This window comes from Ruegeria sp. ANG10, assembly GCF_040705255.1.
GTDB lineage: Bacteria > Pseudomonadota > Alphaproteobacteria > Rhodobacterales > Rhodobacteraceae > Ruegeria.
Genome location: NZ_JBFCVU010000001.1, coordinates 597611 through 623648 on the forward strand (window position 1 = coordinate 597611; position 26038 = coordinate 623648).

Annotated in this window: 21 protein-coding genes and 1 pseudogene; 10 read left to right on the top strand and 12 right to left on the bottom strand. The window is 55.3% G+C overall.

What is annotated here, in order from left to right:
- The first annotated feature begins 14 nt into the window (after positions 1-14).
- Positions 15-746: an SDR family oxidoreductase gene (locus AB1A64_RS02745; protein ID WP_366549998.1), complete on the top strand. Its 732-nt coding sequence runs from the start codon at positions 15-17 to the stop codon at positions 744-746.
- Positions 743-1483 carry an SDR family oxidoreductase gene (locus AB1A64_RS02750; RefSeq protein ID WP_366549999.1) on the top strand — a complete coding sequence of 247 codons (741 nt, stop codon included), beginning with the start codon at positions 743-745 and terminating at the stop codon, positions 1481-1483. The genes AB1A64_RS02745 and AB1A64_RS02750 overlap by 4 nt, the downstream gene beginning before the upstream one ends.
- A gap of 63 nt (positions 1484-1546) precedes the next feature.
- On the opposite strand, the gene AB1A64_RS02755 is transcribed toward AB1A64_RS02750, so the two are convergent.
- The 5 genes from AB1A64_RS02755 to AB1A64_RS02775 form a co-directional block, all read right to left on the bottom strand.
- Positions 1547-3373 carry a BCCT family transporter gene (locus tag AB1A64_RS02755; protein ID WP_366550000.1) on the bottom strand — a complete coding sequence of 609 codons (1827 nt, stop codon included), beginning with the start codon at positions 3371-3373 and terminating at the stop codon, positions 1547-1549.
- A 71-nt stretch (positions 3374-3444) separates the two neighbouring features.
- Complete coding sequence (locus AB1A64_RS02760; RefSeq protein WP_366550001.1) at positions 3445-4785, bottom strand: FAD-binding oxidoreductase; 1341 nt, start codon at positions 4783-4785, stop codon at positions 3445-3447.
- A complete protein-coding gene (locus AB1A64_RS02765; protein ID WP_366550002.1) occupies positions 4782-6278 on the bottom strand; it encodes an aldehyde dehydrogenase in 1497 nt (498 codons plus the stop codon). Before AB1A64_RS02765 ends, AB1A64_RS02760 begins: the two co-directional genes overlap by 4 nt.
- A 3-nt stretch (positions 6279-6281) precedes the next feature.
- A complete protein-coding gene (locus AB1A64_RS02770; protein ID WP_366550003.1) occupies positions 6282-7199 on the bottom strand; it encodes a dihydrodipicolinate synthase family protein in 918 nt (305 codons plus the stop codon).
- Between the two features lie 8 nt (positions 7200-7207).
- On the bottom strand, positions 7208-7918 hold the full coding sequence (locus AB1A64_RS02775) for a GntR family transcriptional regulator (protein ID WP_366550004.1): 711 nt from the start codon (positions 7916-7918) through the stop codon (positions 7208-7210).
- A gap of 149 nt (positions 7919-8067) precedes the next feature.
- Between AB1A64_RS02775 and AB1A64_RS02780 the strand changes: the two genes are divergently transcribed.
- The 5 genes from AB1A64_RS02780 to AB1A64_RS02800 all read left to right on the top strand — a co-directional run bounded on the left by AB1A64_RS02780 (position 8068) and on the right by AB1A64_RS02800 (position 13469).
- The gene (locus tag AB1A64_RS02780) at positions 8068-9150 is read left to right on the top strand and encodes a glycine betaine/L-proline ABC transporter ATP-binding protein (protein ID WP_366550005.1); all 1083 of its coding nucleotides are present in this window, start codon (positions 8068-8070) and stop codon (positions 9148-9150) included.
- A 9-nt stretch (positions 9151-9159) separates the two neighbouring features.
- Entirely contained in the window at positions 9160-10131 is a 972-nt protein-coding gene (locus tag AB1A64_RS02785) for an ABC transporter permease subunit (protein ID WP_366550006.1), read from the top strand.
- A 22-nt stretch (positions 10132-10153) separates the two neighbouring features.
- Positions 10154-11146, top strand: coding sequence for a glycine betaine/L-proline ABC transporter substrate-binding protein ProX (gene proX / locus AB1A64_RS02790; protein WP_366550007.1), 993 nt, complete (start codon positions 10154-10156; stop codon positions 11144-11146).
- Between the two features lie 75 nt (positions 11147-11221).
- Entirely contained in the window at positions 11222-12172 is a 951-nt protein-coding gene (locus AB1A64_RS02795) for a GlxA family transcriptional regulator (RefSeq protein ID WP_366550008.1), read from the top strand.
- Between the two features lie 539 nt (positions 12173-12711).
- Positions 12712-13469 (top strand): IS5 family transposase gene (locus AB1A64_RS02800; RefSeq protein ID WP_366550009.1). Its coding sequence is split into 2 segments (ribosomal slippage): positions 12712-13033 and positions 13033-13469, totalling 759 coding nucleotides; the frame shifts between segments, so codons are not numbered across the junction.
- A gap of 155 nt (positions 13470-13624) precedes the next feature.
- Here AB1A64_RS02800 and AB1A64_RS02805 read toward each other — a convergent pair.
- Positions 13625-15562 (bottom strand): DUF3604 domain-containing protein, encoded by a 1938-nt coding sequence (locus AB1A64_RS02805; RefSeq protein WP_366550010.1) that lies wholly within the window; start codon positions 15560-15562, stop codon positions 13625-13627.
- Positions 15563-16006: 444 nt separating this feature from the next.
- On the bottom strand, positions 16007-17539 hold the full coding sequence (locus AB1A64_RS02810; RefSeq protein WP_366550011.1) for a phospholipase D family protein: 1533 nt from the start codon (positions 17537-17539) through the stop codon (positions 16007-16009).
- A 532-nt stretch (positions 17540-18071) separates the two neighbouring features.
- On the opposite strand from AB1A64_RS02810, the pseudogene AB1A64_RS02815 reads away from it, so the two are divergent.
- Positions 18072-18644 (top strand): annotated as a pseudogene (locus AB1A64_RS02815) (tyrosine-type recombinase/integrase).
- Between the two features lie 825 nt (positions 18645-19469).
- Here AB1A64_RS02815 and AB1A64_RS02820 read toward each other — a convergent pair.
- From AB1A64_RS02820 to AB1A64_RS02840, 5 genes are all read right to left on the bottom strand, one after another.
- Entirely contained in the window at positions 19470-19571 is a 102-nt protein-coding gene (locus tag AB1A64_RS02820; RefSeq protein ID WP_171672839.1) for a DUF2474 family protein, read from the bottom strand.
- Complete coding sequence (gene cydB, locus AB1A64_RS02825; protein WP_366550012.1) at positions 19568-20569, bottom strand: cytochrome d ubiquinol oxidase subunit II; 1002 nt, start codon at positions 20567-20569, stop codon at positions 19568-19570. Before cydB ends, AB1A64_RS02820 begins: the two co-directional genes overlap by 4 nt.
- Positions 20569-21951, bottom strand: coding sequence for a cytochrome ubiquinol oxidase subunit I (locus tag AB1A64_RS02830; RefSeq protein WP_366550013.1), 1383 nt, complete (start codon positions 21949-21951; stop codon positions 20569-20571). The genes cydB and AB1A64_RS02830 overlap by 1 nt, the downstream gene beginning before the upstream one ends.
- Before the next feature lie 399 nt (positions 21952-22350).
- Positions 22351-22641 carry a glycine zipper domain-containing protein gene (locus tag AB1A64_RS02835; protein WP_058283947.1) on the bottom strand — a complete coding sequence of 97 codons (291 nt, stop codon included), beginning with the start codon at positions 22639-22641 and terminating at the stop codon, positions 22351-22353.
- Positions 22642-22784: 143 nt separating this feature from the next.
- Positions 22785-23792, bottom strand: coding sequence for a helix-turn-helix domain-containing protein (locus AB1A64_RS02840; protein WP_366550014.1), 1008 nt, complete (start codon positions 23790-23792; stop codon positions 22785-22787).
- Positions 23793-24188: 396 nt separating this feature from the next.
- On the opposite strand from AB1A64_RS02840, the gene AB1A64_RS02845 reads away from it, so the two are divergent.
- Both AB1A64_RS02845 and AB1A64_RS02850 read left to right on the top strand, forming a co-directional pair.
- The gene (locus tag AB1A64_RS02845) at positions 24189-24569 is read left to right on the top strand and encodes a hypothetical protein (RefSeq protein WP_366550015.1); all 381 of its coding nucleotides are present in this window, start codon (positions 24189-24191) and stop codon (positions 24567-24569) included.
- Positions 24566-25783 carry a biotin/lipoyl-binding protein gene (locus AB1A64_RS02850; RefSeq protein WP_366550016.1) on the top strand — a complete coding sequence of 406 codons (1218 nt, stop codon included), beginning with the start codon at positions 24566-24568 and terminating at the stop codon, positions 25781-25783. Before AB1A64_RS02845 ends, AB1A64_RS02850 begins: the two co-directional genes overlap by 4 nt.
- Positions 25784-26038 lie beyond the last annotated feature (255 nt).

Below are 26038 nucleotides of genomic sequence, written 5' to 3' on the forward strand. Positions count from 1 at the left end.
GAAGAGAGGACACAATGGATCTGAACGGAAAAACAGCATTGGTCACCGGAGCAGCGGGCGGTATCGGTGCAGCACTTGTGACGCGTCTGCGCGCAGAGGGTATTCGCGTCGCGGTTGCTGATCGTGATGTCAGCGGCCTAGAGGCTGAAGCATATCTAGCCGGTGATCTGTGTAATGCCGCCTATGCCGATGCGTTGCCAAGGGCAGCGGCTGATCAGCTGGGCGGTTTGGATATCATTGTCAACAACGCGGGCGTGATAACTCGCGGGGCAGTAACCGAGACCTCGGATGACGATTGGTCCCTTTCACTTGGCGTGAATGTCGAGGCTCCATTCCGAATCTGCCGTGCTGCGATCCCGATTATGGCCAACAATGGCGGCGGAGCCATCGTGAACACTGCCTCGTGCTGGGGTCTGCGCCCGGGTCCAGATCATGCGCTCTATTGTATGACCAAGGCGGCAATTGCATCGCTGACGCAATGCATGGGTATGGACCACGCCTATCAGGGCATCCGTATCAACGCGGTCTGCCCGAACGAAGTGAACACACCGATGCTACGTTCAGGCTTTGCCAAGCGCGGGTTCGACCCGGACTCAGCCGTTAAAGAGTTGGGTCATACCGTTCCTCTGGGCCGCATTGCCGAGCCTGAGGATATTGTTGATGTAATCATGTTTCTAATCTCGGACGCGTCGCGCTACGTCTGCGGCACACTTGTTGAGGTCAACGGCGGAAAGCCTGTGTCATGATGCGGTTCGATGGCAAGGTCGCGCTGGTTACTGGCGGGCGCAGCGGGATTGGGCAGGCGATTGCCCGGCGGTTGCGGGAGGAAGGTGCGCAGGTCTTTACCGCGCAACGCGGTGAAGACCCAGAGTTTCAGGGGGTTACGGCGAATTTCACCGATCCTACCAGCCCGGCGCAAGTAGTGGAAACGGTCTTGAACCGGGCAGGAAAACTGGACGTTCTGGTAAACAACGCTGGGATGATGCAGGAAGCCAGTGTCGAGGATATGAGCCTTGAAGATTGGCAGCGCAACCTGTCTGTCAATCTGACTGCACCATTCTTGTTAATCCAAGCCGCCTTGCCGCATCTGCGCCGGACCGGGGGAAGTATTGTCAATACCGGATCTATCGAAGGTTTGGGCAGCAATCCTGGCCACGCGGCCTATTGTGCGTCCAAAGCCGGGTTGCACGGCCTAACCCGAGCGGTGGCCGTAGACCACGGCCACGAAGGGATACGCTGCAACGCAGTGGCCCCCGGCTGGATCGACACCGATCTAAACCTGAATTTCATTGAAAGCATGGAAGATTCTGCCGCATTTCGCCGCGACATCGCCAATATCCATCCGGTTGCACGAACAGGTCGACCTGAGGAAGTGGCTTCTCTGGTAGCTTTTCTGGCCTCGGGGGATGCCACTTTCATCACCGGTCAGGTCTACACAGTTGATGGGGGAAGAATGGCCCAGCTAAGCTTGCCCGCAATGTAAACTGTCAAACGAAAACACCGCCCAAAAAGGGCGGCGTTTGGTTCATTGAGTTTGCAAGTTTGGTTATTCGGCGGCCTGCGCGCTTGTGTCTCCATGCTTATCGCGTAAGCCATCCCGAAAAAGAGCTTTGCCAAGGGCAATGCACATCAGGCCCATGACCATCGTGAAGGGTAGGGCCCCGATGATCATGGCGTTGCGAAGCGCGTCCATCGGGTTGTTCTCACCCGCCGCTAGGATCAGCGCACCGATCACGGCTGTCAGGATCACACCCCAGATAATACGATGTTTGATACCCGTCTCCTGGCTGCCGCCCGACATGATCGTGTTCATCACCAGAATGCCCGAGTCCGCTGAAGTCACCAAGAAGGTCATGATCAAGATCACGCACATCACGTTCAGCATCGAAAGTAGACCGCCGTCCAACATGTAAGACAGCGTCACGAACAACTTGTTGGTATTGGATGCGCCGATGATCGCACCCTCGGCGGTTCCTGCCAGCTCGAGATCAATTGCGGTACCACCCAGAACGGTCATCCACGCAAAGCAGACCAGCGCCGGTGCGAACACGCAGCCCAGGATGAATTCGCGCACGGTGCGGCCCTTTGAGATGCGCGCCAGAAACAGGCCCACAAACGGTGAGAACGCAATCCACCAGGCCCAGTAGAAGGTGGTCCAGCCAGCTTGCCACCCAAACTGTCGACCTTGTTCACCCGCTGTATAGGCTGCAGCTAGGGTTGCTTCGTCCAGCTCGGCCGCTGCACCTTCCAGCCCACTCTTGAAGCCGTCAAAACTGCCCCAGGCGTTGGTTGCGCCTCCCATCAAGTCAGCCGCATGGGCCTGCGCTTCCGCTGGCAGCGCTGCGGCAAATGCTTCTACAGACAGTGGGCCAAAGGACACGAAGCTGAGCGAGATATAGTGCAAGATATAGTCGATCATCGCTGAGCCATATGTGGTCATTGCGAAGACGAACGACCCGAACACGACAAATGTTCCAAGCAGGATGATTGAAAGGACAAGGTTCAGGTTGGAGAGGTATTTTACACCCCGTCCCACACCAGACACCGCTGAAATGATCGACAGCCCCATGATCACGACCAACCCGGCTATCAGACCTACTTTACTGGGCGCAGGGACGTCACCTCCCAAATCCATGATCCACTCAACTCCGGTGATGGCGTAAACACCGTCGATAAATTGACTAATGCCATAACCGATTGTGACGGAAACACCCAAAATCGTCGCTACTACGCCCAGAACGTCAACCACATGGCCTAGAAAACCGTTCATCAGTTTTCCAAACAATGGTGTCAGTGCCGAACGAATGGTCAGCGGCATATTCCGAGTATAGGCGTAGTAGGCCAGCGAAAGGCCCGTCACCACATAGATTGCCCAAGCGTGGAAACCATAATGCAGATAGGTGTATCGATACGCCGATTGTACCGCTTCGGGCGCGTTAGCTTCGACTTCGCCAGACACCACGACAGGGTTGGATCCCCACAAACCGAGCGGTTCGGCGGTGGCGAATACCATCAGGCCCACGCCCAGACCGGCGCCGAACATCATCGAGAACCACGAGAAGTTTGAAAACTCGGGTTTTTCGCCTGGCGTTCCCATTACTCTTCTGCCGGTTGATGGAATGATGGCCACAACCGCTAGAAAGTAGAAAAATAGGCCGACAATAATGATGTAGAAGCTGTTGAACACTTCTAAAAGCTTGAAGTTCCAGCTGCCGAGGGTGCTGTTGGCATTGGCCGGAAAGACCAAAGCCCATAGCACCAGGGCAACCATGATGCCCTTACTGATCAGCGCAATGGGCACACTGTAGTTCTCGTAGAAACCGGCTTCGGCCGTTTCTATCTCTAAGTTTGTAAATGGTTCTTTGATCGACATAGTTAACCTCCGTGTCGCTGTCCTTCGCCATTTTTTGGCTGTTCTTATTGGTCAGTTCGTAGAATTCGGGTTTATTCTTCGGATGCTTTCCACTCTTTCCAACGCAGGACCGTGTTTGCGCCGATTTCGCGGAAGGGTTGTGGTGGAAGACGTTTTGGTTGATCCTCCGCCTCGAAGTGGCGGGTGATTTCCGAACTGTGACCACAGGCCAGCTCCGCTGCTGCGATGCCAGTCAATGTGCCACGCGTGGTGCCAAGACCGTTCTGGACGCAGCCGGAATAGACACCTTGTTCGACTTCGCGCGTCACCGAGACACCATTCAGGCTCAAACACAGGTGGCCTGCCCAGTGATGCTGCATTTCCATTCCCGCCAATTGCGGAAAACGCTGATCGAACTTGCGCTGCATCACTCGAGAGGCTCGCGCCAGGTCGTGTGCCGTCGCTGTCATGCCAGGGCGCAGCGCCGCGCAAGTTCGCGTAATGATACGATTGCCGCCTTGAGCGGTATCTATCCGTCGCATCGTGGTACCCATCGGATCGGACGGGGTAATCCCCCAACGGGGTTGGCCGCCCAGTTTGGCCAATGCTCCGACGTCCAATTCCGGCGTCATCGTTGCAAATAGGAACAGTTGCATCAGGCGTCCGCGCTCGATCCCGAAGCTTTCCAAGTGGCCGTTGACCGTAAGGATCACTGTGCCGGTACTGACAGACCCTTGTTCGGTGCGCACAGTCCAGCTGAGACCATCGCGCTCAAAGCCGGTTACGGGGCTGCATTCGTAAACCGGAGAATCTTGTGCCCACAGCCCCGCAGCAATCCCGCGGATATACCCGGCAGGCTGCAACATGACGGTTCCGGGGGTATAAAGTCCCGAGTTATAGTGGCGCGACCCCGTCAGTTCATACATCTGTTGCGGGTCAAGCACCTGACTATCTTCACCCAACGAGGCCAAGTGCTTTGCGTAGCTATGGTTATTAGCCTCCGCCGTTGTGCTGGCGGCACCGTTCACTTTGCCCGCGGGATCAAAGAAGTTTCGATCGATATCAAATTCTTCGACAGCGGATCGCGCAAAATCGATCGCCTGACGGTTCAGATTGATCATCACTCGGTCATCGCCGGACCCCGCATAGTCATCAGAGGCCAGGTCATGGGGCAGGTCGATCATGAAGCCCGAATTGCGCCCGGCTGCGCCTTCGGCGACGCGCCCTGCCTCCAGCACCACCACCTTTGCGTCAGGCTGCAGCTGTTTCAAACGCCGCGCGGCCGACAGGCCAGCAAAGCCCGCGCCAACGATTACGAAGTCCGCGGTGGTTTTATTGTTTAGTACAACCGCAGGGGGCTGGGCGCCAAGAATGGCGCTCCAGGCGGCCGGTCCGCGATGGACCGGCAGGCGCTTTGCGGCATAGGACGTCAATCGACGGCCTCGTCAGCGTCATCGGTCAGATCAATCCAGATGGTTTTCAATTGGGTGTATTGATCATGGGCGTGAACCGAATTGTCGCGCCCGCCGAATCCGGACTGTTTGTAGCCTCCGAAGGGTGTTGTGATATCGCCCTCGCCAAAGCTGTTCACTGTCACCGTGCCCGCTCGGATCGCCCGCGCACCGCGAATTGCGCGTTTGGCGTTTGCGGTGAAGATCGAGGCGCAGAGGCCGTACTCGGTTTCATTGGCGATCTTGATTGCTTCGTCAAAGCCCGAAACCTCGATGACCGACAGGACGGGACCAAAGATTTCTTCCCGGGCCAAGGTGGCGTCGTTGCCCTGCACTTCGACGACCGTGGCCTCGACAAAGCCTTTTTCGGCCTTGCCGCCGATCAGCACATTCTCGGCCTGATCTAGATAACCGCAAACTTTTTTGAAATGGCTTTCGCTGACCAACGCACCCATGCGGGTTTCTGGATTCAGAGGATCGCCGATGTTCCATTGTTTGGCGTGATGCGCCACCCGTTTCAGCAGCTCCGCCTTCACATCTTTATGCACGATCAACCGGGACGAGGCTGAGCAGTTCTCGCCCATGTTCCAGAACGCTCCGTTCACCACGTGCGCAGCCACACGGTCGAGGTTTTCGGCATCGTCCATTACGATGGCGGGGTTCTTTCCGCCCATCTCCAGCACCACTTCCTTGGCGTTGCTTTCCGCCGAGTAGGTCAGGAACCGTTTGCCGGTGACAGTCGAGCCGGTAAAGGACACCATATCGATATCCATGTGACGGCCAATCGGCTCGCCCACGTCCGCGCCGCCACCGGGCACGACGTTCAACACGCCGCGTGGTAGGCCGGCTTCCATTGCCAGTTCGGCCAGGCGCAATGCGGTTATCGTCGTCTCAGCCGCCGGTTTCACGACCACGGAACAGCCCGCCGCCAGAGCAGGCCCGATCTTCCACGCCAGCATCAATAGGGGAAAGTTCCAAGGCAGCACCAGCCCGACAACCCCGATGGGTTCACGCACCACCATGGCGATGTGATCATCGCTGGCCGGCGAGACCTGATCATAGATTTTGTCAATCGCCTCGGCGTGCCATTTCAGGCAGTGGATGGTTTCGGGCACGTCCACGGTTTCGCAGTCATAGATGGTCTTGCCGCTGTCGATGCTCTCCATCACGGCCAGTTCGCGGGCATTTCGGGTCATCAGCTTACACAATCGGATAAGCACATCCTTGCGTTCGGATGGATGCATTTTGCTCCACCGCCCGTCGTCGAAGGCCTCACGCGCCTTTTCAACAGCAAAATCCACATCGGCCGCGCCGCAGGCTGCGATGTCAGTCAGTGTCTCACCGGTGGCAGGGTTCAGGGTGGTGAAGGTGTTACCCGAGATCGCTGGACGGAATGCCCCGTCGATAAAAGCTCCGGTCGGCAAGGTCAGACCCGCGGCGATGGATTGGTATTCGTCTTGTGTCAGTAATTCCATGCCTTAGCCCTCCGCCACAATTTCAGCGATTGTTGTCTTCAGCACGCGCGTCACCTGTTCCAGCGTGCGTTTGTCGTCCTTGTTCAGGCCCTTCAGCGGAGGGCGCATGATGCCCGCGTCAATCCCGTTCATGGTGACGCCGTGTTTGATGGTCTGGATGAACTTGCCGCCCTGTTCCAGCACATGCATCAGCGGCAGCATGGCCGACATGATACGGCGGCCCTTGTTGAAATCGCCTTCGACGACGCAGGCGTTGTACAGTGCTACATGCTCGGCCGGCAGGAAGTTCGATCCACCACAAACCCAGAACGGAGCACCCCAGGCGAAGAATTCAAGCGCTTGGTCGTCCATGCCACAGCCCAGCTGGATATGCGGATAGTCGCGGGCTAGCAGATGTACACGGTTAATATCGCCCGAGCTTTCCTTGATGCCGCAGAAGTTGCGGCTGCGGCCAACGCGATTCAAAAATTCCTCGCCCATCATGGTGCCGGTACGGTGCGGATAGTTGTACAGCATCACCGGCAGATCAGCCGCCTTGTCGATGGCCAGTGCGTTCAACGCGTTTTCGCGGTCTGTAGGAACCGAATAGGCCGGGCTGGCCAGTAGAATTGAATCTGCCCCGATCTCACGTGCACCAGAGGCCAACGCAATCGAATCCGGCGTCATCAATGCGCCTGTGCCCACAACCAACGGCAGGCGTCCCTTTAACCGTTCGTGGGTGAATTTGGCCAGCTCCAGGCGTTCAGTTACCGTCTGGGCATAGTTCTCGCCCGTCGAGCCGCCAGAGATGAGCCCGTGCACACCGTTTTCGATCAGGTATTCAATCACGTCCGACAGGGCATCGAAATTGACGCTGCCATCGTCGTGATAAGGGGTCACTACCGGGGTATAGATCCCATCAAAATTGAACAGGGGGTTCATTTAGGTCCTCATGCTGGGGTTTTTCGCGCCATAGTTCCCAGCGGCAGGTCAAGCCCAGTGGGCGTGACAAACAGCTCGATTTGGTCGCGGGACAAGTTCCAATGATCGATGGCCAGCTGCATTGAAGCCGCTTCATCACCCGCCTCTATAGCGGCGATAATGGCGTCGTGTTGAGCGCTGGCAACAGACAGATTGTCGGCCATGACTTGATCCTTGGGCCGATAGAAGGTCATGCCAATTCGGGCATGGTCGATCAGCAGCCGTTTGAACGACGGCAGCAGATAGATGTTATCGGCCATATCGCCGGTAATCTCGTGGAAAAGGTTGTTGGCCATCGCCCGATCCGCACTCGAACCCGACCGCAACGCGGCTTTGAATGCCTCTTGCGCTTCTTTCAAGCGCGCAATCTGTGCAGGTTTGGAATTCTTGGCAGCCAACTGAAGAATGGCGCCGTAGATCATCGGCGCCGCCAAAAAGAAATCTCGCAGCGTGGTGTAAGACATCTCTGACACGCGCGCGCCGCGGTTCTCTCGCAGGTCAAGATAGCCCTCACCTGCCAGCTGGCGGAACACTTCGCGCAACGGCGTGCGCGACAACTCGAATTCTTCCGACAGAGTCGCCTCGTCCAAATCGACACCTGGGCGCAACTCAAGGGTCATGACCGCCACCTTCAGGTGTTCATAGAGTTGCTGTTTTCTGCGTCGTGACGCGTCTTTCATGTTTGATCTCCTGTTGGATCCTTCGCGCCATAGAGATGACTGAATCACCGCTGTGAATCCACTGATTGGACATATAATAAAAAAATACAAATTGTACACAATAAAAAAATGTGCAGTATGCAACGAGAATTTTGGGTTGGGAGGAGCCGGTGAAAAACTTTCAAGATGACGCCGTCATCGATTGCCGGAATTTATGGAAGATCTTCGGAAAGCGTTCCGCAGAAGCCATGAAAGCCGTGCAGGAACAGGGGCTTGGAAAGCTCGAAGTGCGCGATCGCTTTGATTGCGTCGTAGGTGTTCAGGACGCTACGTTTACCGTTGGGCGGGGTGAAATCTTCTGCATCATGGGCTTGTCCGGCTCGGGCAAATCCACACTGATTCGTCACGTAAACCGCCTGATCGAGCCGACATCCGGTCAGCTATTTATCGAAGGTCAGGACGTCAACAAGCTGAACGCACGCGACCTGCGGGAGGTTCGGGCCGAGAAGATCGGTATGGTTTTCCAGAACATGGCTCTGATGCCTCATCGCACCGTTCTGGACAATGTCTCATTCAGTCAGGAAGTGCGCGGTCATGACGTGAACGAGCGTCATGAAAACGCTATGCGCGCTATTGATGCGGTGGACTTGAATGGCTGGGATCAAAAGTACCCCGACGAATTGTCCGGCGGTATGCAGCAGCGTGTCGGTCTGGCCCGGGCGATTGCGGCGGATCCGTCGATCCTGCTGATGGACGAGCCGTTTTCAGCCCTTGATCCACTGATCCGTCGCCAATTGCAGGACAAGTTCATGTCGCTGTCGGCCGAGATGAAGAAAACCACCCTTTTCATTACCCACGATCTGGATGAGGCGATCCGCATAGGCGACCGCATCGCCATTATGAAGGACGGTGCGCTGGTTCAGGTCGGTACGCCCGAAGACATCGTAACCAACCCGGTTGATGACTACGTGGCAGACTTCGTTGCGGGCATATCCAAGCTAGAGCTGATCTCAGCTGGCAAAATCATGGAGCCGGTCGAGGCCTTTGAGCAGCGCCAAGGCCCGGTCGATCACGACCAATGGCCCGAAGCACACCCCGATCATTCGCTGGACGACTTGGTAAACCTCTCGATCGCTACTCAGCACCCCGTTGTGGTGAAAGCCGATGGTAAGCCAATCGGCATCGTCACCAAGAATGCGCTGTTGCGCGGCATTCAGGGCGAGGTCGACGACCCCGCGTCAATGAAACACTGAGAGGGCATCATGGCAGACACTGAATTCAGCATTCTCGATCCCTTTTCGTCTGTGGATCTGGGCATCGCCGAAAGCGCTGATGGCGTAAAGGGCTGGGCCATCGCGAACCGGGGTATCATTCAACCCATCAAGAATTTTTTCAACGAAATGATCGTTGGGATCGACACAGCACTGAACGCGGTACCGCCGTTGATCATGCTGGTCATTCTGATCTTGATCGCGTGGCAGGCGGCAGGGCGTCGTACTGCCATTCTGGTCGGCATCTTGATGACCGCTCTGGGCTTTTTGTCGCCAAACGCTTGGGGGCTGGCGATGACCACATTGGCCATCGTTGTCTCGGCGGTGATCTTGTCCTTCTTCATCGGTCTGCCGCTGGGCATTCTGGCGGGCAAGAATGATCGGTTCGAAGCCGCCATTCGCCCGATCTTGGACACGATGCAGACTATTCCAGCCTTCGTTTATCTGGTTCCGGTCGTCATGCTGATCGGCATCGGTAATGTCTCGGGTGTTGTTGTCACGATCATCTTCGCGCTGCCGCCGTTGATCCGCTTGACCTCGTTGGGCATCCGGGGGGTGAACCCTTCGGTGGTTGAGGCCGCCCGTGCTTTTGGAGCCAACCCCCGGCAGGTGTTGTTCAAGGTCGAGCTGCCGTTGGCAACTCCCACCATTCTGGCTGGGGTTAACCAGACGATCATGTTGTCGCTGTCGATGGTTGTGATCGCCTCGATGATCTCAGTCAAAGGGCTTGGAAACGAGGTACTGCGCGCAATGGGCCGTCTGGACGCAGGCAAGGCGCTGGTGGGCGGCCTCGGCATCGTGATCCTGGCTATCGTGCTGGACCGTATCACTCAAGGCATGGGCCAGTCGGGTCGCGAACGCGGACACCGACATTGGTACGAAGGCGGGCCGGTCGGTGCCGTTCTGCGCCTGATCAAAAAACCTCGATCCGAAGAAACACCCGAACCTCAAAAAGCGAACTGATCTATTGGGAGGACCATTCATAATGTTCGTCAAATCAACTCTGGCCGCGTTTGCCGCCACAACAATCCTGGCCACATCGGCCCTTGCTGCCAGTGACAAACCTGGTGAAGGCGTTACTGTCCGCCCGGTTATCCAACCTATTGCGGAAGAGATTTTCCAGCACCGTATCCTGTTCCGGGCGCTGAACGATCTGGGCTATGACGTGGCTGAGCCCGAAGAGGTACAGGCACAGACGCTGCATCTGGCCTTGGGCACCGGAGATGCGGATTTCACAGCGGTACATTGGAACGGCCTGCACGATACCTTCTTTCAGGAATCGGGCGGTGATGAAGTTTTGGAAAAAGTCGGCACGCTGATTGATGGTGCGCTGCAAGGCTATTTGATCAACAAGGCCGCATATGACGCAGGCGTTCAGAATCTGGGCGATCTGAAAGACCCCGAGAAGGCTGCACTGTTTGATGCCGATGGTGACGGCAAAGCGGATCTCGCGGGGTGTGTGCCCGGCTGGGGCTGCGAGCGTGTGATCGAGCATCAACTGGATGAGTTCGGTCTGCGTGACACGGTGAATCACAACCAAGGTGAATATAACGCGATCATCGCTGACACTATCGCCCGCAGCGAAGGCGGCGAGAACGTGTTGTATTACACTTGGACCCCGTACTGGGTATCTGGTGTTCTGGTTCCGGGCGAGAATGTTGAATTCCTGGCTGTTCCCTATTCGTCGCTGCCGGATGACGCCGCAGCTGAGACCACCTTTGAAGGCAAGGATTTGGGCTTTGCTGTCGACAGCATCCGGGTTGTCGCAACTGATGAGTTCCTGGGGGCAAATCCGGCCGCTGCCAAACTGTTTGAAGTCGCCAAAATTGACATCAATGACATTTCGGCACAAAACAAGAAGATCGCGGACGGCGAAGACAGCTCAGATGACATCGACCGGCATGTCGATGAGTGGATTGCGGCAAATCAGGCTGCCTATGATAGCTGGCTGGACGCTGCTCGCAGTGCTGCGCAGTAACCTCTAGGGAATATCCCTGCACTTGAGACTGCGCGGTTCGTCCCGCGCAGTTTTGCTTTTAAAACGTAGGCCACCATGTCCAACCCACAGCACTTTGTCTTCCTGCTCATTGAAGAGTTCTCTCATCTGGCGTTTTCCTGCGCGATTGAGCCTCTTCGCATTGCAAACCTTGTGCAAGGTGAAGAGCTATACAGATGGTCAATTCTGTCGGAAGACGGGAAAACCGTCACCTGTTCCAATGGCATTAAAACAGTGGTGGATGGCGGTATTTCGAGTATCCCCAAATGTGACCGCCTGTTTGTTCTGTCAGGCATTAACATGCAAGCGCACGTATCGCGTTCACTGCTAGCTGGGCTCAGGCGTGAACGTGCCGGTGGCACTCAGATCGGAGCGCTGTGTTCTGGTGCTTGGCTGCTGGCGGAAGCGGGGTTTCTGGACGGCTCCGACGCGGCAATCCACTGGGAGTATCACGACAGTTTCATGGAGGCTTTTCCCGAGGTCAATCTGGTGCGCAGCGTGTTTACAGTTGATGGGAAATTCATAACTGCGTCCGGAGGAACGGCCACAGCGGACCTGATGCTTCATCTCATTGAGCAGCACCACGGTCATGATCTTACCGTCTCGGTCTCCGACCAGATGGTCTATAATGCCGTTCGCAATGCTTCTGCGGAACAACGCGTGTCGATCCAGTCTCGAAACGGAATGCGCAATGCCCATTTGGCCAAGGCGATCCATATTATGGAAAAGTCTATTGAAGCGCCAGTTTCACCGTCCAAAATCGCAACGGAAATCGGGATATCAACGCGTCAACTGGAACGTTTGTTTGGCAAGTATCTGAACGCGTCCCCCAAGAAGTACTTTATGGATATGCGCCTTGACCGAGCGCGCAAGCTGCTGTTGCAGACAGAAGCTTCGGTCACAGAAGTCGCATTTGCTTGCGGTTTCGAGAATCCAGGCCATTTCGCGAGAGTGTACCGCGCGCATTTTGGGGTTACCCCTCATCTGCAAAAAAATAAGATCGGATGACTTATTGTTCAATCATAAATGGAGGGTCGGGTAGAAAAGTTTGCGCGAATACTTGATTTACCGGGAACCGTACATGACAGCTGAAAGAAGCGGGCTTTCTCCGGTAGATCGTTAAAAACTTTTCCTCCGGCGACACGCGGCAGCGTGCCGCATCACCAGGAGATGGTTGGGTCTCCCCAATCAGAGTATTGGACGAACCCGCCACTTTTTTACGGTGGTCTTGTTCAACTGCGATACCATCCGGCATGAATGAGCTCGGCTCTCCGCCGGGTGTCGCGGCCGAGATGTAGTTGGGGTTTCAGGGAGTGCTCTCGCCCCAACCTCCGTTGCCATAGTCTGGGGTCAAGCAGACCATCACACTGTCAAACTCGCGATACATCCACCCGCTAGACGGTTCAAATCTACCGCTTGAGTATGGCAGATGCAGTTCGATCCGATCTGTTGCAAAGTTTTGACAAACGCGTTGGTGCGGCTAGGGTCAGGATGCATTGATTTCCACCGCGCTGCGTGATTCACGGCTCCGAAAACGGAGCGATGACATGAGCGACCTTTATTGGCTAACCGACGAACAGATGGCCAAGCTTACCCCATTTTTCCCGAAGTCGCACGGCAAGGCTCGGGTTGATGATAAGCGGGTGTTGAGTGGGACTATCTTCATCAACCGCAATGGTTTGCGCTGGCGGGACGCACCTTCTGAATACGGACCGCACAAGACGCTTTATAGTCGGTGGAAGCGTTGGAGTGAGAAGGGTATCTTCGCTCGGATGATGGTCGGTTTAGCCGCTGAGCACGGCGAGAAAAAGACGGTAATGATCGACGCGACCTATCTCAAGGCACACCGCACCGCGACCAGTATGGCCGCAAAAAAGGGGGGCGTGGCCGCCTGATCGGTAGAACCAAGGGGGGCATGAACACCAAGCTGCACGCCATCTGTGATAGCCAAGGGCGTCCGCTCAACCTGTTCGTTACCGCCGGGCAGGTCAGCAATTACATCGGTGCTCGGGCTCTGCTCAGCAGTATTCCAAATGCGGACTGGCTGCTCGGGGATCGCGGCTATGATGCTGACTGGTTCCGAGACGCGTTAAAAGACAAAGGGATACGCGCCTGCATCCCCGGCCGTAAGCAACGCAAGACCCCAGTCAAATACGACAAACGCCGCTACAAACGCCGCAACAGGATCGAGATCATGTTCGGCAGACTCAAGGACTGGAGGCGCGTCGCAACCCGCTATGACCGCTGCCCCAAAGTCTTCCTTTCTGCCATCGCCCTCGCAGCAACCGTCATCTATTGGTTATGAATATTGACCCTAACGACATAATCCGCACCGATAGGGAGCTACAGAATTTGATCCATTGATTGGGCACCGACTACTCACCGAAACAAAACAGTCGTTCGACCGAACCAGTCGGATGACCGCTTCGAGCCTATAACGGACCGACACCGTAAATCGAACTACTGTTGTGTCGAGTACCAAATCGGCGAAGTGTAGGCGCGTTCCTGCGTTGTTAAACTGACGCCATCCGGCATGTCTATTCCGAACTTCACTGCATCATACGCCGTCCAGCGAGGGGTCGGAATTTCTATAACCCGGGCATAATAAAATGCGCTTTCCGAGGGATCGAAATCCGGGTCTTCCCACACGGTTCCGAGCTCAGAGGCTCCAATTGTGTTGGTCCACGAGGGGATAGAGAGGTCCACTGTGGTGCCTACTGACGGCAACTTACCAGCGGTATCTGGTTCGCGAGAACCAGACCAGGCCACGTCGTAGACTTTTTCCCGTTGCTCTCCTTCTGCATCTAACCAGCCCTTTACGATCTGGATTCGATCCAGGTTTGCTCCCATCGGATCACGAAGCGCATATACCAGAAAGGAAGGTGCGCTTTCACTAGGGTCAAGATCGCCACCCATCGGCACACCTTTGGTGTATCCCACAAGCGCCAAGTCGCGCCGTAAGGCATCTTCTTTGGTAAAAGAATATCCTCCAAACATACGGACGCGCATTCTGGGCCCTGTTGTTGCGTAGGTTTCACGCCGATGCATCGCATCCCAAATGGCTTCTCGGGAATTCTCCTGCGCCCATACTGCGGTCAGACCGCCAGTAATGTATTGCGACGAAAGCAGCGCAACAGCCCCGTCAGCATAGGTCTTACTGACATGTTGGCTGCGCTCTTCGCTGGGCTCGTAACCGGTGAACTTCCCGAAGAAATTGTCGTTATTTGGAGCCGTTAAACCTGTGTGTGTGTCACTGGCCCCACCCAGGCCAAACTTGAACGGGTTTACTCCCAAAGCCTTTTCCAAAGATAAGCCTCGAAGTAACCCGGATCGAGCGTATTCACCGTGCAACATTGCTGGCTCTTTCGGAACCGAAGCATCCAGATTGCCGTAATCCCATGTTTCGAAGTCAGCAAATTCATCATCAGGTGATAGGAACGGGTGGGTCTCACCATCTCCCTTAATCTGCGTTGGTTCGTATAGTCTTTCCCATTTGTTTCGCGCTTCTGCGTATGCGGGATCTAACGGCACCCCATCCGCGAAGTCATCGACCAACGGGAACATCCAGCCGTTAGACAAGTTCCCATTATGTGGAATAGCAAGAACACGCCCGCCTGTCGTTTGTTCATAGCGCTCCAACCACTTCCAAAGATCACGAGGGTTAGGTGAACCCACAGGTGGCGTTGTTGTATAAGGCAGTATCTGTCTTGCGAGCTCAGGGCCGTCGCGAAAGACCACGTTTCGGTGCAAATTGTTCCCTGCAACGAGAGAGGTCCATTCATAGGCGATAAAGGTGCTGAACACGCCCGGATCATTGTATTCTTCCGCAGCATCGATAATGTCGTCCCAAACACGCGCGTACGCGGGATTGCCTGGTTGATAATTTAACGCTGGCGAAACCTGCCCTTGAGCAAACGCCGCAGTAAGTTCAAGCGCAGCCGCTAAGGCGGATTCCCCGCCTTTATTGAACTGTTCATGGAAATACCTGCCTTGCTCATCCGCCAATATGTTGGGAGCACCCCCAATGATGTCGGTGATAGCACCCATCGCATCCGAATGATCTGTAATCATGAAGAAATCGAGAGGCATCGACAACTTTACAGGTTGCCCCGTGTTCGACACAACTTCTTCTCCACGCGCAAACCGATAGGCATCACGCGGCATTAGGCGCGTACCGCCTCCACCAGCATCCCCGGAAAGACCAGTATGAACGTGAGTGTCACCAAAATAGACTTGAGTTGGATATGCGCGTTCAGCGTAAGGTGAATAAGGTCGACCGGAAGGGCCGGAAAGGCCTGACGGATTTATTGCGTCCTGAGCTAAGACTGGGCTCCCCAGAATGAGAGCTGCTGGCAAAACATAGCGAAACAATTTTTCCTCCACAATTGAAGGCACCATAGCATAACTCTGCTCGGGAAGTTATTTTGACTGAGTTCAAAGGTTTGCCAAGTCCGCGTGGCAGACGCTCACGAAAATACTGCGAATGACCGCCCTGAGCCCAACCTGTGAGTGTAGTTTTTTCGCAGCGCGCGCTCGCAGCACGAGAATTGCTGCGTTTGCGTGGTTCTCGGCGTTGCTAGGCAGCGGAAAAACCTGCCATTCGTTCATGGCGCAGCTAGCACTTAGAGGGCGAGGCTAAAGTCGCGGGACAGAACTCCAATTCGCTGCCACGCAGCATCCGGATTTAAGAACGTCGGCAATGCGCTGAAAGCGGCGTTTGCAAATTCTGGCTAGCGGACAAACCAAACGACCGGCTGGAAACGATCCGCAGACATTTTCGCCCCAAGGCTGCCGTTTTGTAGGCCTGAGTTTTCTGGTAGCGCGAGCTATGTGTAAAAAAACCTAAAGCTGGGACCCAATTGGCAAAATACTTAGAAAACCAGCAACTAAGTGATCCCAAGCCGATCCTGTCGGCTCGAATTTGTACTCAAGAACGTTGCCATCATCGCCTCTTGTCGTCCATTTAAGCTGACCGGCTTTCTCGAGCGTCACGTTATATGTGTATGCGGGTAGTGCGTCGTCCAAGGCACCCATGGTCTGTATAGTCAATGCTGGCGAGTCAATCAGAATTCCCATCTCGGTGTTGATGTTGACAGATCGCGGGTCCCAATTGAACGACCCTACGAACAAGTATCGGTCATCAACTGCAAATGCCTTGGAATGCAGGCCTGACCTGGACTGAGCCCAGTTAATACCGCGGCGTTGGACCTGATAGGCGTCCGGTCGCAGCTCATAGAGTTCTACTCCACCGCGTAGAAGTGCGCGGCGTTTCTTGGCGTAGTGCGCGTAGACGGGTGCGACGTCGTTAGACGCAAGTGAATTGGTTACAACCTTTACGTCGACGCCGCGGCTTTCCAATTCGGTCAACCATTTCACTCCGTTGTCACGCGGCACGAAATAGGCGGAGACGATGTTCACCTCACTGCTGGCATTCTCAAAGTACGGAAGCAATTGAGATGCCAGGACGGGACCTGAGTTCTCGAGACCGGCGGCTTTTGACGGCGGATCAGCATAAAGCTTCGCTGGCAGCCAATCCAGTGACAGGGCTCCATCTGTGAAGTTCTCTTGTGCTGACTTTCTGAGAGCTGCGCCATACTGCGTTTGCTTCGCTTCCTCGACCAGTTCGTTCAACCTGACTCGCGCATCACCAAGGTCAAATTCCTGAGGTTCTCCAACAACCACCCGAGCTGGAACGGCGAATTCGCTGTTCCAGTAAGTGTCAAAGCTTCGCGACACTTCGCGGACAACCGGGCCTGCGGCCAGAACATCCAGATCAGCGTAGTTCATTTCTTCCCGTGCGAGAAAATACTCGGCGCCGATGTTTCTCCCACCCACAATCGTGAACACATTGTCGGCGGTCATGGATTTGTTGTGCATTCGGCGATTGATGCGCTTGAAATCTGTCAAACCTGCGATCAGAAGGCTTTGTTCCCGCCAGAACGGATTGAACAGCCGGATCTCAATATTTTTGTGATTGTCCAATGCGGCCGTCATCGCGTCATAGCTGGACGTATCCATGTCATCAAGCAACAATCGGACACGAACACCCCGATCTGCTGCCTGCAAAAGACTGGCAGCGAATAGGTGGCCCGTTGGGTCGTCGTGCAGAAGGTAGTATTGCGCGTCTATCGTTCGCTCGGCCGCAGCAGCAAGTAATAGCCTTGATACAAGAGCTTCTTCGCCGTCACTGATCAGCTTGACACCCGACCGACCGTCTTTGGGGTCCCCAAGGCGATTGGCGGCCTGACCCAGACCTGTGCCCGAATTTACCGGCAGCGCAGCTGATACGGTCTTTTCATATGTGCGAGTTTTTGGAGCGCAAGCGACAAGGGTCACCGTGCACAAAATACAGACCACTAGCTGCCATCGCGTCATCAGCTTCCTCCATCCCCGTATCCTAGATGACTACGCAGAGACGGGTGATTGCAAGTTTGTTCTGTGAAGCATTTGTGCAAGGTTCGACTGGGCTAGAAGCAACCGTCAATGTAGCCGTCTGTCAGGGTGCATTGCTTCGAAAAGTCGGAATTGCAAAGTTCGTTTTTGAATGTCTGCATTGGGCTGAGGCTGTGTGAAAACTCTGACTGTCCAGCGCAATATGCCGAAAACAGCCTATATGTGCGTTCTCTCGCACTTCTGAGAGAGCTTTTGCACAAGTGCCGAAAACGAGCGCGACGAGAGAACTCATGGGCCGGAGTTTTCACACACCCTCGGCTCAGAGCAGCCCAATGCACCCGCAGCGTTTTTCGAAGAACAAGCAATCGGCCAACGGCCATTCAAACCAACGGTAAAATTCAGGTGTCAGCGCGGTGCTGATGTCTGGGAGGGCGGGAGGATTGGAGGGCCCAATATGCCAAGAGTTCAACTTCCCGCTGTCACCCCGAAACGAAGAGCCTAGAACAAGGGTCGGATCGTCGGCCAGAAAAGGCCACTGTTGGCGAAACAAGTGTGGGCAATCCGCGCGCGGCTCGAATTGGCCAGAAATCTGCGTGATCTCACGCTGTTCAACGTGGCGATTGATAGCAAGCTTCGCGGATGCGACTTGGTGAAACTGTCCGTCAGCGATTCGGTCAGAGATGACCTCGTTCGCGAGAGGGTGTCCGTGATCCAGAGCTAAACCCGGCGACCCGTTCAGTTCGAACTCTCTGAAAATATGCGGGATACCATTGCCGAATGGATCAAGTCGCCGGAAATGATCAGCTGTCGTTTCATGTTTCCCAGCCGATTTCATGACCGCCCGCATATCTCGACTCGCCAATATGGCCGACTTGTGCGTGATTGGGTTGCTGCGATTGGGTTGGAGCCCAGCGGCTACGGCACCCATTCGCTGCAACGGACCAAGGCGGCGGAGATCTACCGGAAGAACGGAAATCTCAGGGCTGTTCAACTGCTGCTCGGACACACAAAGGTTGACAGCACTGTCAGATATCTTGGCGTCGAACTTGAAGATGCGTTGAGCATCGCTGAGCAGATCGACATTTGAACCATGTTGGCGGGTAGCATTTGCCGTTCGCCAATCCAGACCAGACCTAAGGCCGCACCGCAGCAGTGGTTCGGTTCGAGCCCAAAATGTAAGTTCACTCGCCTAATGCGAAACGAGTGGTTTAGGACGATTTTGCATTAGCCTGATCCCAAGTAGCAGAGACAAACATCCAAACGCCAATCCCATAGCGAGGGCATTGGCAACGAAGATACCGCCAAACAGGGATATCGCGGTTCTTCCCGCCTGCTCGATAGACGTGTCTACTACGATCGATACCCAGTCTTTCAGGTATAATGCGAACAGGATCGAAAGCCCTACGGGTGAGATGATTAGCGCTGCGCCGAGGGAGGCCAACCCTCGCCCGAGGACGGCCCGCAGTGTTGATCCTTTTAGTACTATTGCGGCTGTGGCAGCAAAAACGACAAGTGCAGAGAGAAGAACGAGCAATATGTCCACAATTGGGGACAGGTCTTTCGTGACAGTCCCTGCAAGGGCCGAAGTGAAGGGCAATAGAACGAAGGTCGCAAGCCCTGCAGCAAGGAGCCCTGTGAACAACTTGGACAACATGCCGGACGAGTGGCTGCGGCCCCGGTTTGGTTGCTTAGGTAGAGTGGGTAGAGCCGGATCAATCTGATCCCAGTGCACGGGCATTGGTTTTGTACGAGAAAGCATAACAGCCCCCTTGAATTGTTAAATTTGAGGCGACCCAGCCAGCCGCGAGTTATTGGCAATCTGGTAAGCTGGAACGGGGTTTCTTTCGGCGCTTGGACTAGTGTTTTCGCGAGCTAGACATGCTGACGGGCGAGCATTGGTATCCTTGCCATTTCAGCTGATGAACAACCTGATCACGTAAGCGACAGTCGCTAGGCACAAGACGCTGCCGAGCCAGATCGCACCGAACCAGAAAACTTGCTTTAGTAGTGTCAATGGTAGCTCTCCTCTGGATCGATCTTCCCGCGGAAAACCCAGTACGTGTAGGCGGTGTAAGTCAGGATCACAGGCAGCAGAATGACGGCTCCGACCAGAGCGAAAGCCAAACTGCTGTCCGGCGCTGCAGCTTCAGCAATCGTGAGGCTTGGGGGTAGCATATAGGGATAGAAGCTGATCCCAATGCCGATGAAGCAGACGACGAACAAGGCAATGGCGCAGAAGAAGGGTTGATAGTCTCGCTGTTCCCTCAGGCTGCGATCAAGCATCCATGCAATGACAGCAACGATAGCCGGCACTAGTACAGAGAAAACAATACCGGGCCACGAAAACCATCTGATCAGATAGATGGGGTCTTGGAATGGGGTCAAAAGACTGACCAGACCGATCAACGCAACCGTCATCAGCATCAGCGGGCGGGCATAAGAACGCATCCGGCGCTGTATCTCGCCCGTGGTTTTCATATTGAGCCAGGTTGCTCCCAGCAAGGCATACCCGATCACCAAGGCCACACCCGTCATGACAGAGAACGGCGTCAACCAATCCCATTGTCCACCTGCGTACAGCCGATCTTCTACCGGGATACCCTGGACCAGCGCGCCAAGCGCGACGCCTTGGCAGAAGGTAGCCACGGTTGAACCACCGTGAAACGCGACATCCCACAGCCAGCGCCCGTGCACGGTTCGCCAGCGGTATTCGAAGGCAACACCGCGGAAGACAAGCGCAAGAAGCATCACGATAACGGGCAAATAGATAGCTGGCATCACCACGGAATAAGCCAGCGGGAAAACAGCAAACAAACCTCCGCCTCCCATGACCAGCCAGGTCTCGTTCCCGTCCCATATAGGCGTGACCGAGTTCATCATGACATCGCGATCTTTGTCGGTTTTCACGAATGGAAATAGGATACCAATTCCAAGATCGAACCCGTCCAGAATCACATAAGTCAGAACAGCAAGGGCAATGATACCTGCCCAGATTGTCGAGAGTTCAAGCATTACGCTGCCTCCGCCAAAGTAGAGATTTCAAGGGGTTTGTGACTTTGCTGGGAACCTTCGACAGGTGGTTTCCCCATGAGGCACAGCATGTAGAACGTGCCCGCTCCGAACACGGCGAAATACACTACGATGAAGGCTACCAAAGACGCGGCAACAGTAGGTGCATCCACTTGTGACAGTGAGTCCGATGTCCGCATCAGCCCGTACACCGTGTACGGCTGGCGCCCCACTTCGGTGGTGATCCAACCAGCCAGTACCGCCACAAACCCGCTGGGCGCCAACAGGACGGAGGTCCGGTGCAACCAGCGATCGTCGTTGAGGCGGCCGCGAACCCGCTGAACAAGAGACCACAAGCCGATACCCAGCATGGCAAAGCCGACGGCGAGCATGATGCGGAAGCTGTAGAATACGATCGCGACCGGAGGCTCTTCGTCGTCGGGGATAGTGTCCAGCCCGTCAAGCGGCGCATTGGGATCATGCTTCAGGATCAGCGAAGATAGTTTCGGGATTTCGATGGCATAGTCCACGCGCTTTTCATCCTCGTTCGGAATGCCGAAAAGGATCAGCGGTGCACCTCCGGGATGGCTGTCGAAGTGACCTTCCATCGCCATCACTTTCTGCGGCTGATGCTCCAGCGTGTTCAAACCATGAAGGTCGCCGGCAACGATCTGCACAGGGGTGACCAGAACGGCCATCCACATCGCCATTGAGAACATTCGGGTGACCTCAGCCGTGCGATTGCGTCGCAGCAAGTGCCAGGCCGCAACCCCGGCCACCACAAAAGCAGTGGTGAGATATGCGGCAAGGACCATATGTGTCAGGCGGTAGGGGAAGGATGGGTTGAAGACTATCGACCACCAGTCGACGGGAATGAACTGCCCCAGCTCGTTGATGTCGAACCCGGCCGGCGTCTGCATCCAGGAATTGACCGACAGGATCCACGTGGCCGATATCAGCGTACCTAGTGCGACCATCGCCGTCGCCGCCATGTGCAAGCTGGGACCGACGCGTTCGCGACCAAAGAGCATGATGCCGAGGAACCCAGCCTCAAGAAAGAAGGCGGTCATGACCTCGTAGGCCATCAAGGGACCAATCACAGGGCCCGCGGTGTCCGAGAATAGGCTCCAGTTCGTGCCGAACTGGTAAGACATCACGATGCCGGACACGACGCCCATGGCAAAGCCTACGGCGAAGATCTTTTTCCAGTAGTTGAAGAGTTTGAGGTAGACCTTGTCCTTGCGCCATAGCCAGAGGCCATTGAGAACGGCCAAGAAGCTTGCCAAGCCAATGGAAAAGGCCGGGAAGATAATGTGAAACGACACAGTAAAGGCAAACTGGATGCGTGCCAGGGTCTCTGCGTCGAAGTTTGCGAATAGGTTCATTGCCGTTTCCTTTGGCATTGGGTTGCAAAGTGCGGCAGTGAACAGAAGTACCTCGGCTGCCGGCTCGTCGATGTCATTCAGGTGAGCCCGATTTGGGTTGTTGCCGGTTACAGTTCGTTTGGTTTCTGGACGGTTGTTTTTGGGTTTTGGACAAAACCGGGGGCGAGATTGGCGACTGAAGTTCGGAACCGCTGCTACCGCAAACGTGCGACGTTTGGGGGTCCAAAACAAAGTTGCCACCCGGCTCGTTTCCCGAGCCGAATGGCAACCTATCAGAAACTGTGCGAGTTCTGTGCGGGATGGTCAGTCAAACTGCGTCTGGATGCTAACAGCGCATGCTGACCGGTCGGGTTTGTTCGGCTGTGTTTCTCCTATTTCTGTTTCGCTGACGGCCGAGGTTTAGTCGTTCCAGTCTTTGTGTTCTTCTTTGAAGTCGTCGCGACGCTCTTGAGCTTCGTCCTGCGCATCTTCAAAATTGTCCTTCTGAATCGCACCGCCTACGGCTCCGACTGCGGCACCAGCGGCCGCGCCACCTACGATGCTTTCGCCTGCGATACCGGCGACAGTGGCGCCGACAACTGCGCCTTTGATCGCTTTGTCGGTGACGTAGTCAGCATGAGCTGTTGCCGCCATGGTGATCAGAAGTGCGCCTGAGATCGGGGCGATAATGAATTTCTTCGAGGTCTTCATAGGGTTCATCCTTGTTCTGGGTCAGCAACCACCGTGGCTGCTGTGTGCCATTGAACTAGGTGCCCCGATGGCCCGCTTTCTTTTGGAGACGGGACAAGGTTTTGTGGATCTTGGACATCTTTCGATCCCCGGTGCCAGTCCCTCTAGCGGCCAGCTTTACGGAATCTGGCAGGCGTTTCACCTGTCCAGCGCTTGAACGCCACCGAAAAGGCGGCCTGATCCGCAAATCCAAGCATGAAGGCAACACGGGCAACACCCTCACCGCTACGCAGCATGCGTTTGGACAGGTCGCACAGCACACCTTCCAGAAGAGCCTTAAAGCTTGTTCCCTCGGCCGACAGGTGCCGTGTCATGGTCCGACGCGTCAGGCCAAGTTCTCCGGCTATATCGTCGCCGTTTGGTATCGGTCCGGGAAGACGTTCGCCGAGCATATCCATTATGCGGTCGGACAGACTACGGACTGCATCAGGCTGCGCCTTCAGTTGCTCTTCTCCGTGCCTTCGTAAATGTCCCAATAAGGTGGGGTCTGCCGTTGGTATCTTAAAACTCATGCCGTTTGTGGGCAGGGCCAAGGCGTATCCGGACTTGAAACCTAAGACTTCACATCCCGCCAAATCCGCCAGCAGCCGGCAGTGCTCGGCATCGTCCGTTTCCAACTCGATAGAGATCGGGGCAAGCCCGCCAGAGGTGATTTGTTGAACTCGCTTATAAAGACCGAATATCAGCATTTCACGGTGGCGAGGATATTGATGCGCCGGGATCACACTGCTCTCCAGAGTGATCTTTGGCTCTTCGGGCGCCCCCAATACGTCAAGACGCAAGTCAGGATCTTGCATAGCATAAAAGCGCTGCGTCAAGGCCAGCGCGTCTTCGACTGTTTCGGCCGCCCGCACGATGTAAGCCAGAAGCGTTCCGGGACCTTGCGCCGATAGCCCGACGCGCGCGGCAAAGGTTTTATCTTCCAAAACCCGGCACGCAGTTTCAACTGCACCCGCCTCGTGTAGCAGCTCGACAGTGGCGTCGGGGCTGCCGCCGATATCAATGGGTGCCCCTGCCATTTCCAAGACTTCAGGAAACGGAATGCGCGCGTCGGGTTCTTGCGAATAACGCAGCCCGACATTTTGCAGTCTGTAAGCGCTAATGCGTGGCACTGTTACGTCCTCCCCTGACTTGCACGCAACTCCCTGCAGTCCCTGCAATTGTCCAGAAGCCAATAACAAATGTCCAGAACCCTCAGGATCGTAGGCGCGATGACGGTTAGGTCCGGGTCATCAGAAAGGAAACGACCATGATCTACTTCGCAAGGTACTACCGTGTACTGAGGGCAATCCAAAACTCCGCCAAACAAGAGTGGTCCGGGGGGAACATTCGCGGTCTGCGCACTTCGCCACTTGGCGAGAAAACACCGAACGGGCGTCGTTGGGATCCACCCTACTCCCCGCAGGAACAGCCCTCAGAACCTGCACAACAACCAACCGAGAATTGACGTTCTCAAGAGACTCAAAATCTACGCGCGCAGCTTGGCTGCGCAACAAAAGGACATGAAAATGAAACCACCCGCGTTCCTGATGGTGCCTATACTTGGCCTCATCTCAACTCCTGCCTTTGCTGCTGGCGGTGATCCCAGATGGTGGGTCGCTCCCAATCAAACCGACACTTATGCATGGGTCGGCTTGGTCGTTCTCGCCCTTGCGATCCTGTTAGTCGTACATCTCTATGCGCGTTTTGAACGCTACACCGAACACAAATCAATCGGTACTCCGCTGCGTACAACTATTCCGACGATGCTCACCGTAGCCTTGGCGTATGAGCTGATGCCAGCCCTGAGTCACTTCAGCAGCCTACTGCCGGGCGCCCTAATCCTGACCGCAATCGCCCGCGACTTCATGCTTTGGTGGCGTCCTTCGAAAGAGGAGTTTGTAAAATGATCGAGCTGCTCGTCACATCTTTTCCGTTTGTCTTGCGCGTTATTTACCTGAAATGGCGCGGGCTGCCAGTCACCCTGTACAATGTTCACCGGGCGCTTTTCATGTGGTTCGTCCTGGCACTGATCGTTTTCTTTGCCGTGTTCTACTACTACCCAAAATCCTACACAGGTCTTGTGCCCTTCAGAACCGTTCCAGTCGTCGCTGAGAACGGCGGAACAGTGACCGATGTCTATGTAAAGGGCGGTGATCGTGTAGAACCGGGCGATCCGCTTTTTGCCGTCGAGAACGCGTCGGAACAAGCCGCTGTAGACCTCGCGATGCGCAAAGTTGAAGAGATTGAAAGCGCGAAACTGGCCGCTGAGTTGCAGGTCCAGACCGCGCAGGCCGTGGTGGATGCCGCAGTTACCGCTAGAGAACAGGCTGAGCTGGTGCTGATGGATCACGAGGCGCTTCAAGCAAAGGGCTCTGCAGCATTTCAAGTGAGCCAGCTGGAGCGCGCTCAAGCAACCTTGAGCACTCGGGAAGCTGAGGTTGAGGCTGCTGAAACGCAACTTGGTGTGGCGCAAGTTCAGGCAACGGCTGTTCTGCCCGCCCAACTTGCATCGGCGCGTGCATCGTTACAGCAGGCTCAGGTGGAACTCTCAAAGACCCTGACGCTCAGCTCTGTCGATGGTGTAGTTGAACAAGTTACCCTGAATGTCGGATCGCGCGCAGCACAAGCCGCAATGAGCCCCGCCATGCTGATCGTGCCCGATCGGAAAGATGCTGAGAAAGGACGTATCGTTGCCGGTTTCTCGCAGGTTTCTCGCACTGAATTGTACGAAGGTATGGCCGCAGAGGTGGCTTGCGAAAGCAACTTCAACATCTCGATGCGCAATACCGTTCTCCCTGCAAGGATTGTACGTATTCAGGAGCAGATTTCTTCCGGTCAGCTTGCGCCCAGCGGTCGCCTGATTGAGCCCAGTGAAAAGGCGAAACGGGGTCAGATCGTTGTGCATCTCGATCTGGTGCACCCAGAACACCGCGAACTTTTGGTTCCAGGGAGTGGTTGCATCGTCCAATCCTACACCACCAGTTTTGAAGGTGACATGGAAGGAACACTTGTCGCCCACGGGATCCAGGCAATGGGTATCATCAAGGCGGTTGGTCTGCGGGTCAAAGCTTGGTTCGGTCTGACTTCGGGTATCGGCTTGATCGGTGGTGGACACGCCTGACTTTCCAACTCCGTTCATTTTCAACAAGTGCGGCTCCCAACAAATGTTGGGAGCCGTTTCGACAATTTGCAGACAGATCGCATGTCAGATAAATGCGAGTTATGTGACGGCTTTCTGCTACACGGCGAACGATTTGATTGTCCGCTCAGGTGATCTTATGCAGGAAAATGACAACCACATACAATCGCCAGGAATGTCCGTTTCGTCCGCGTATCAGACATTCACTGAATTCTGCCGAACGCCTGTATCGAGCCC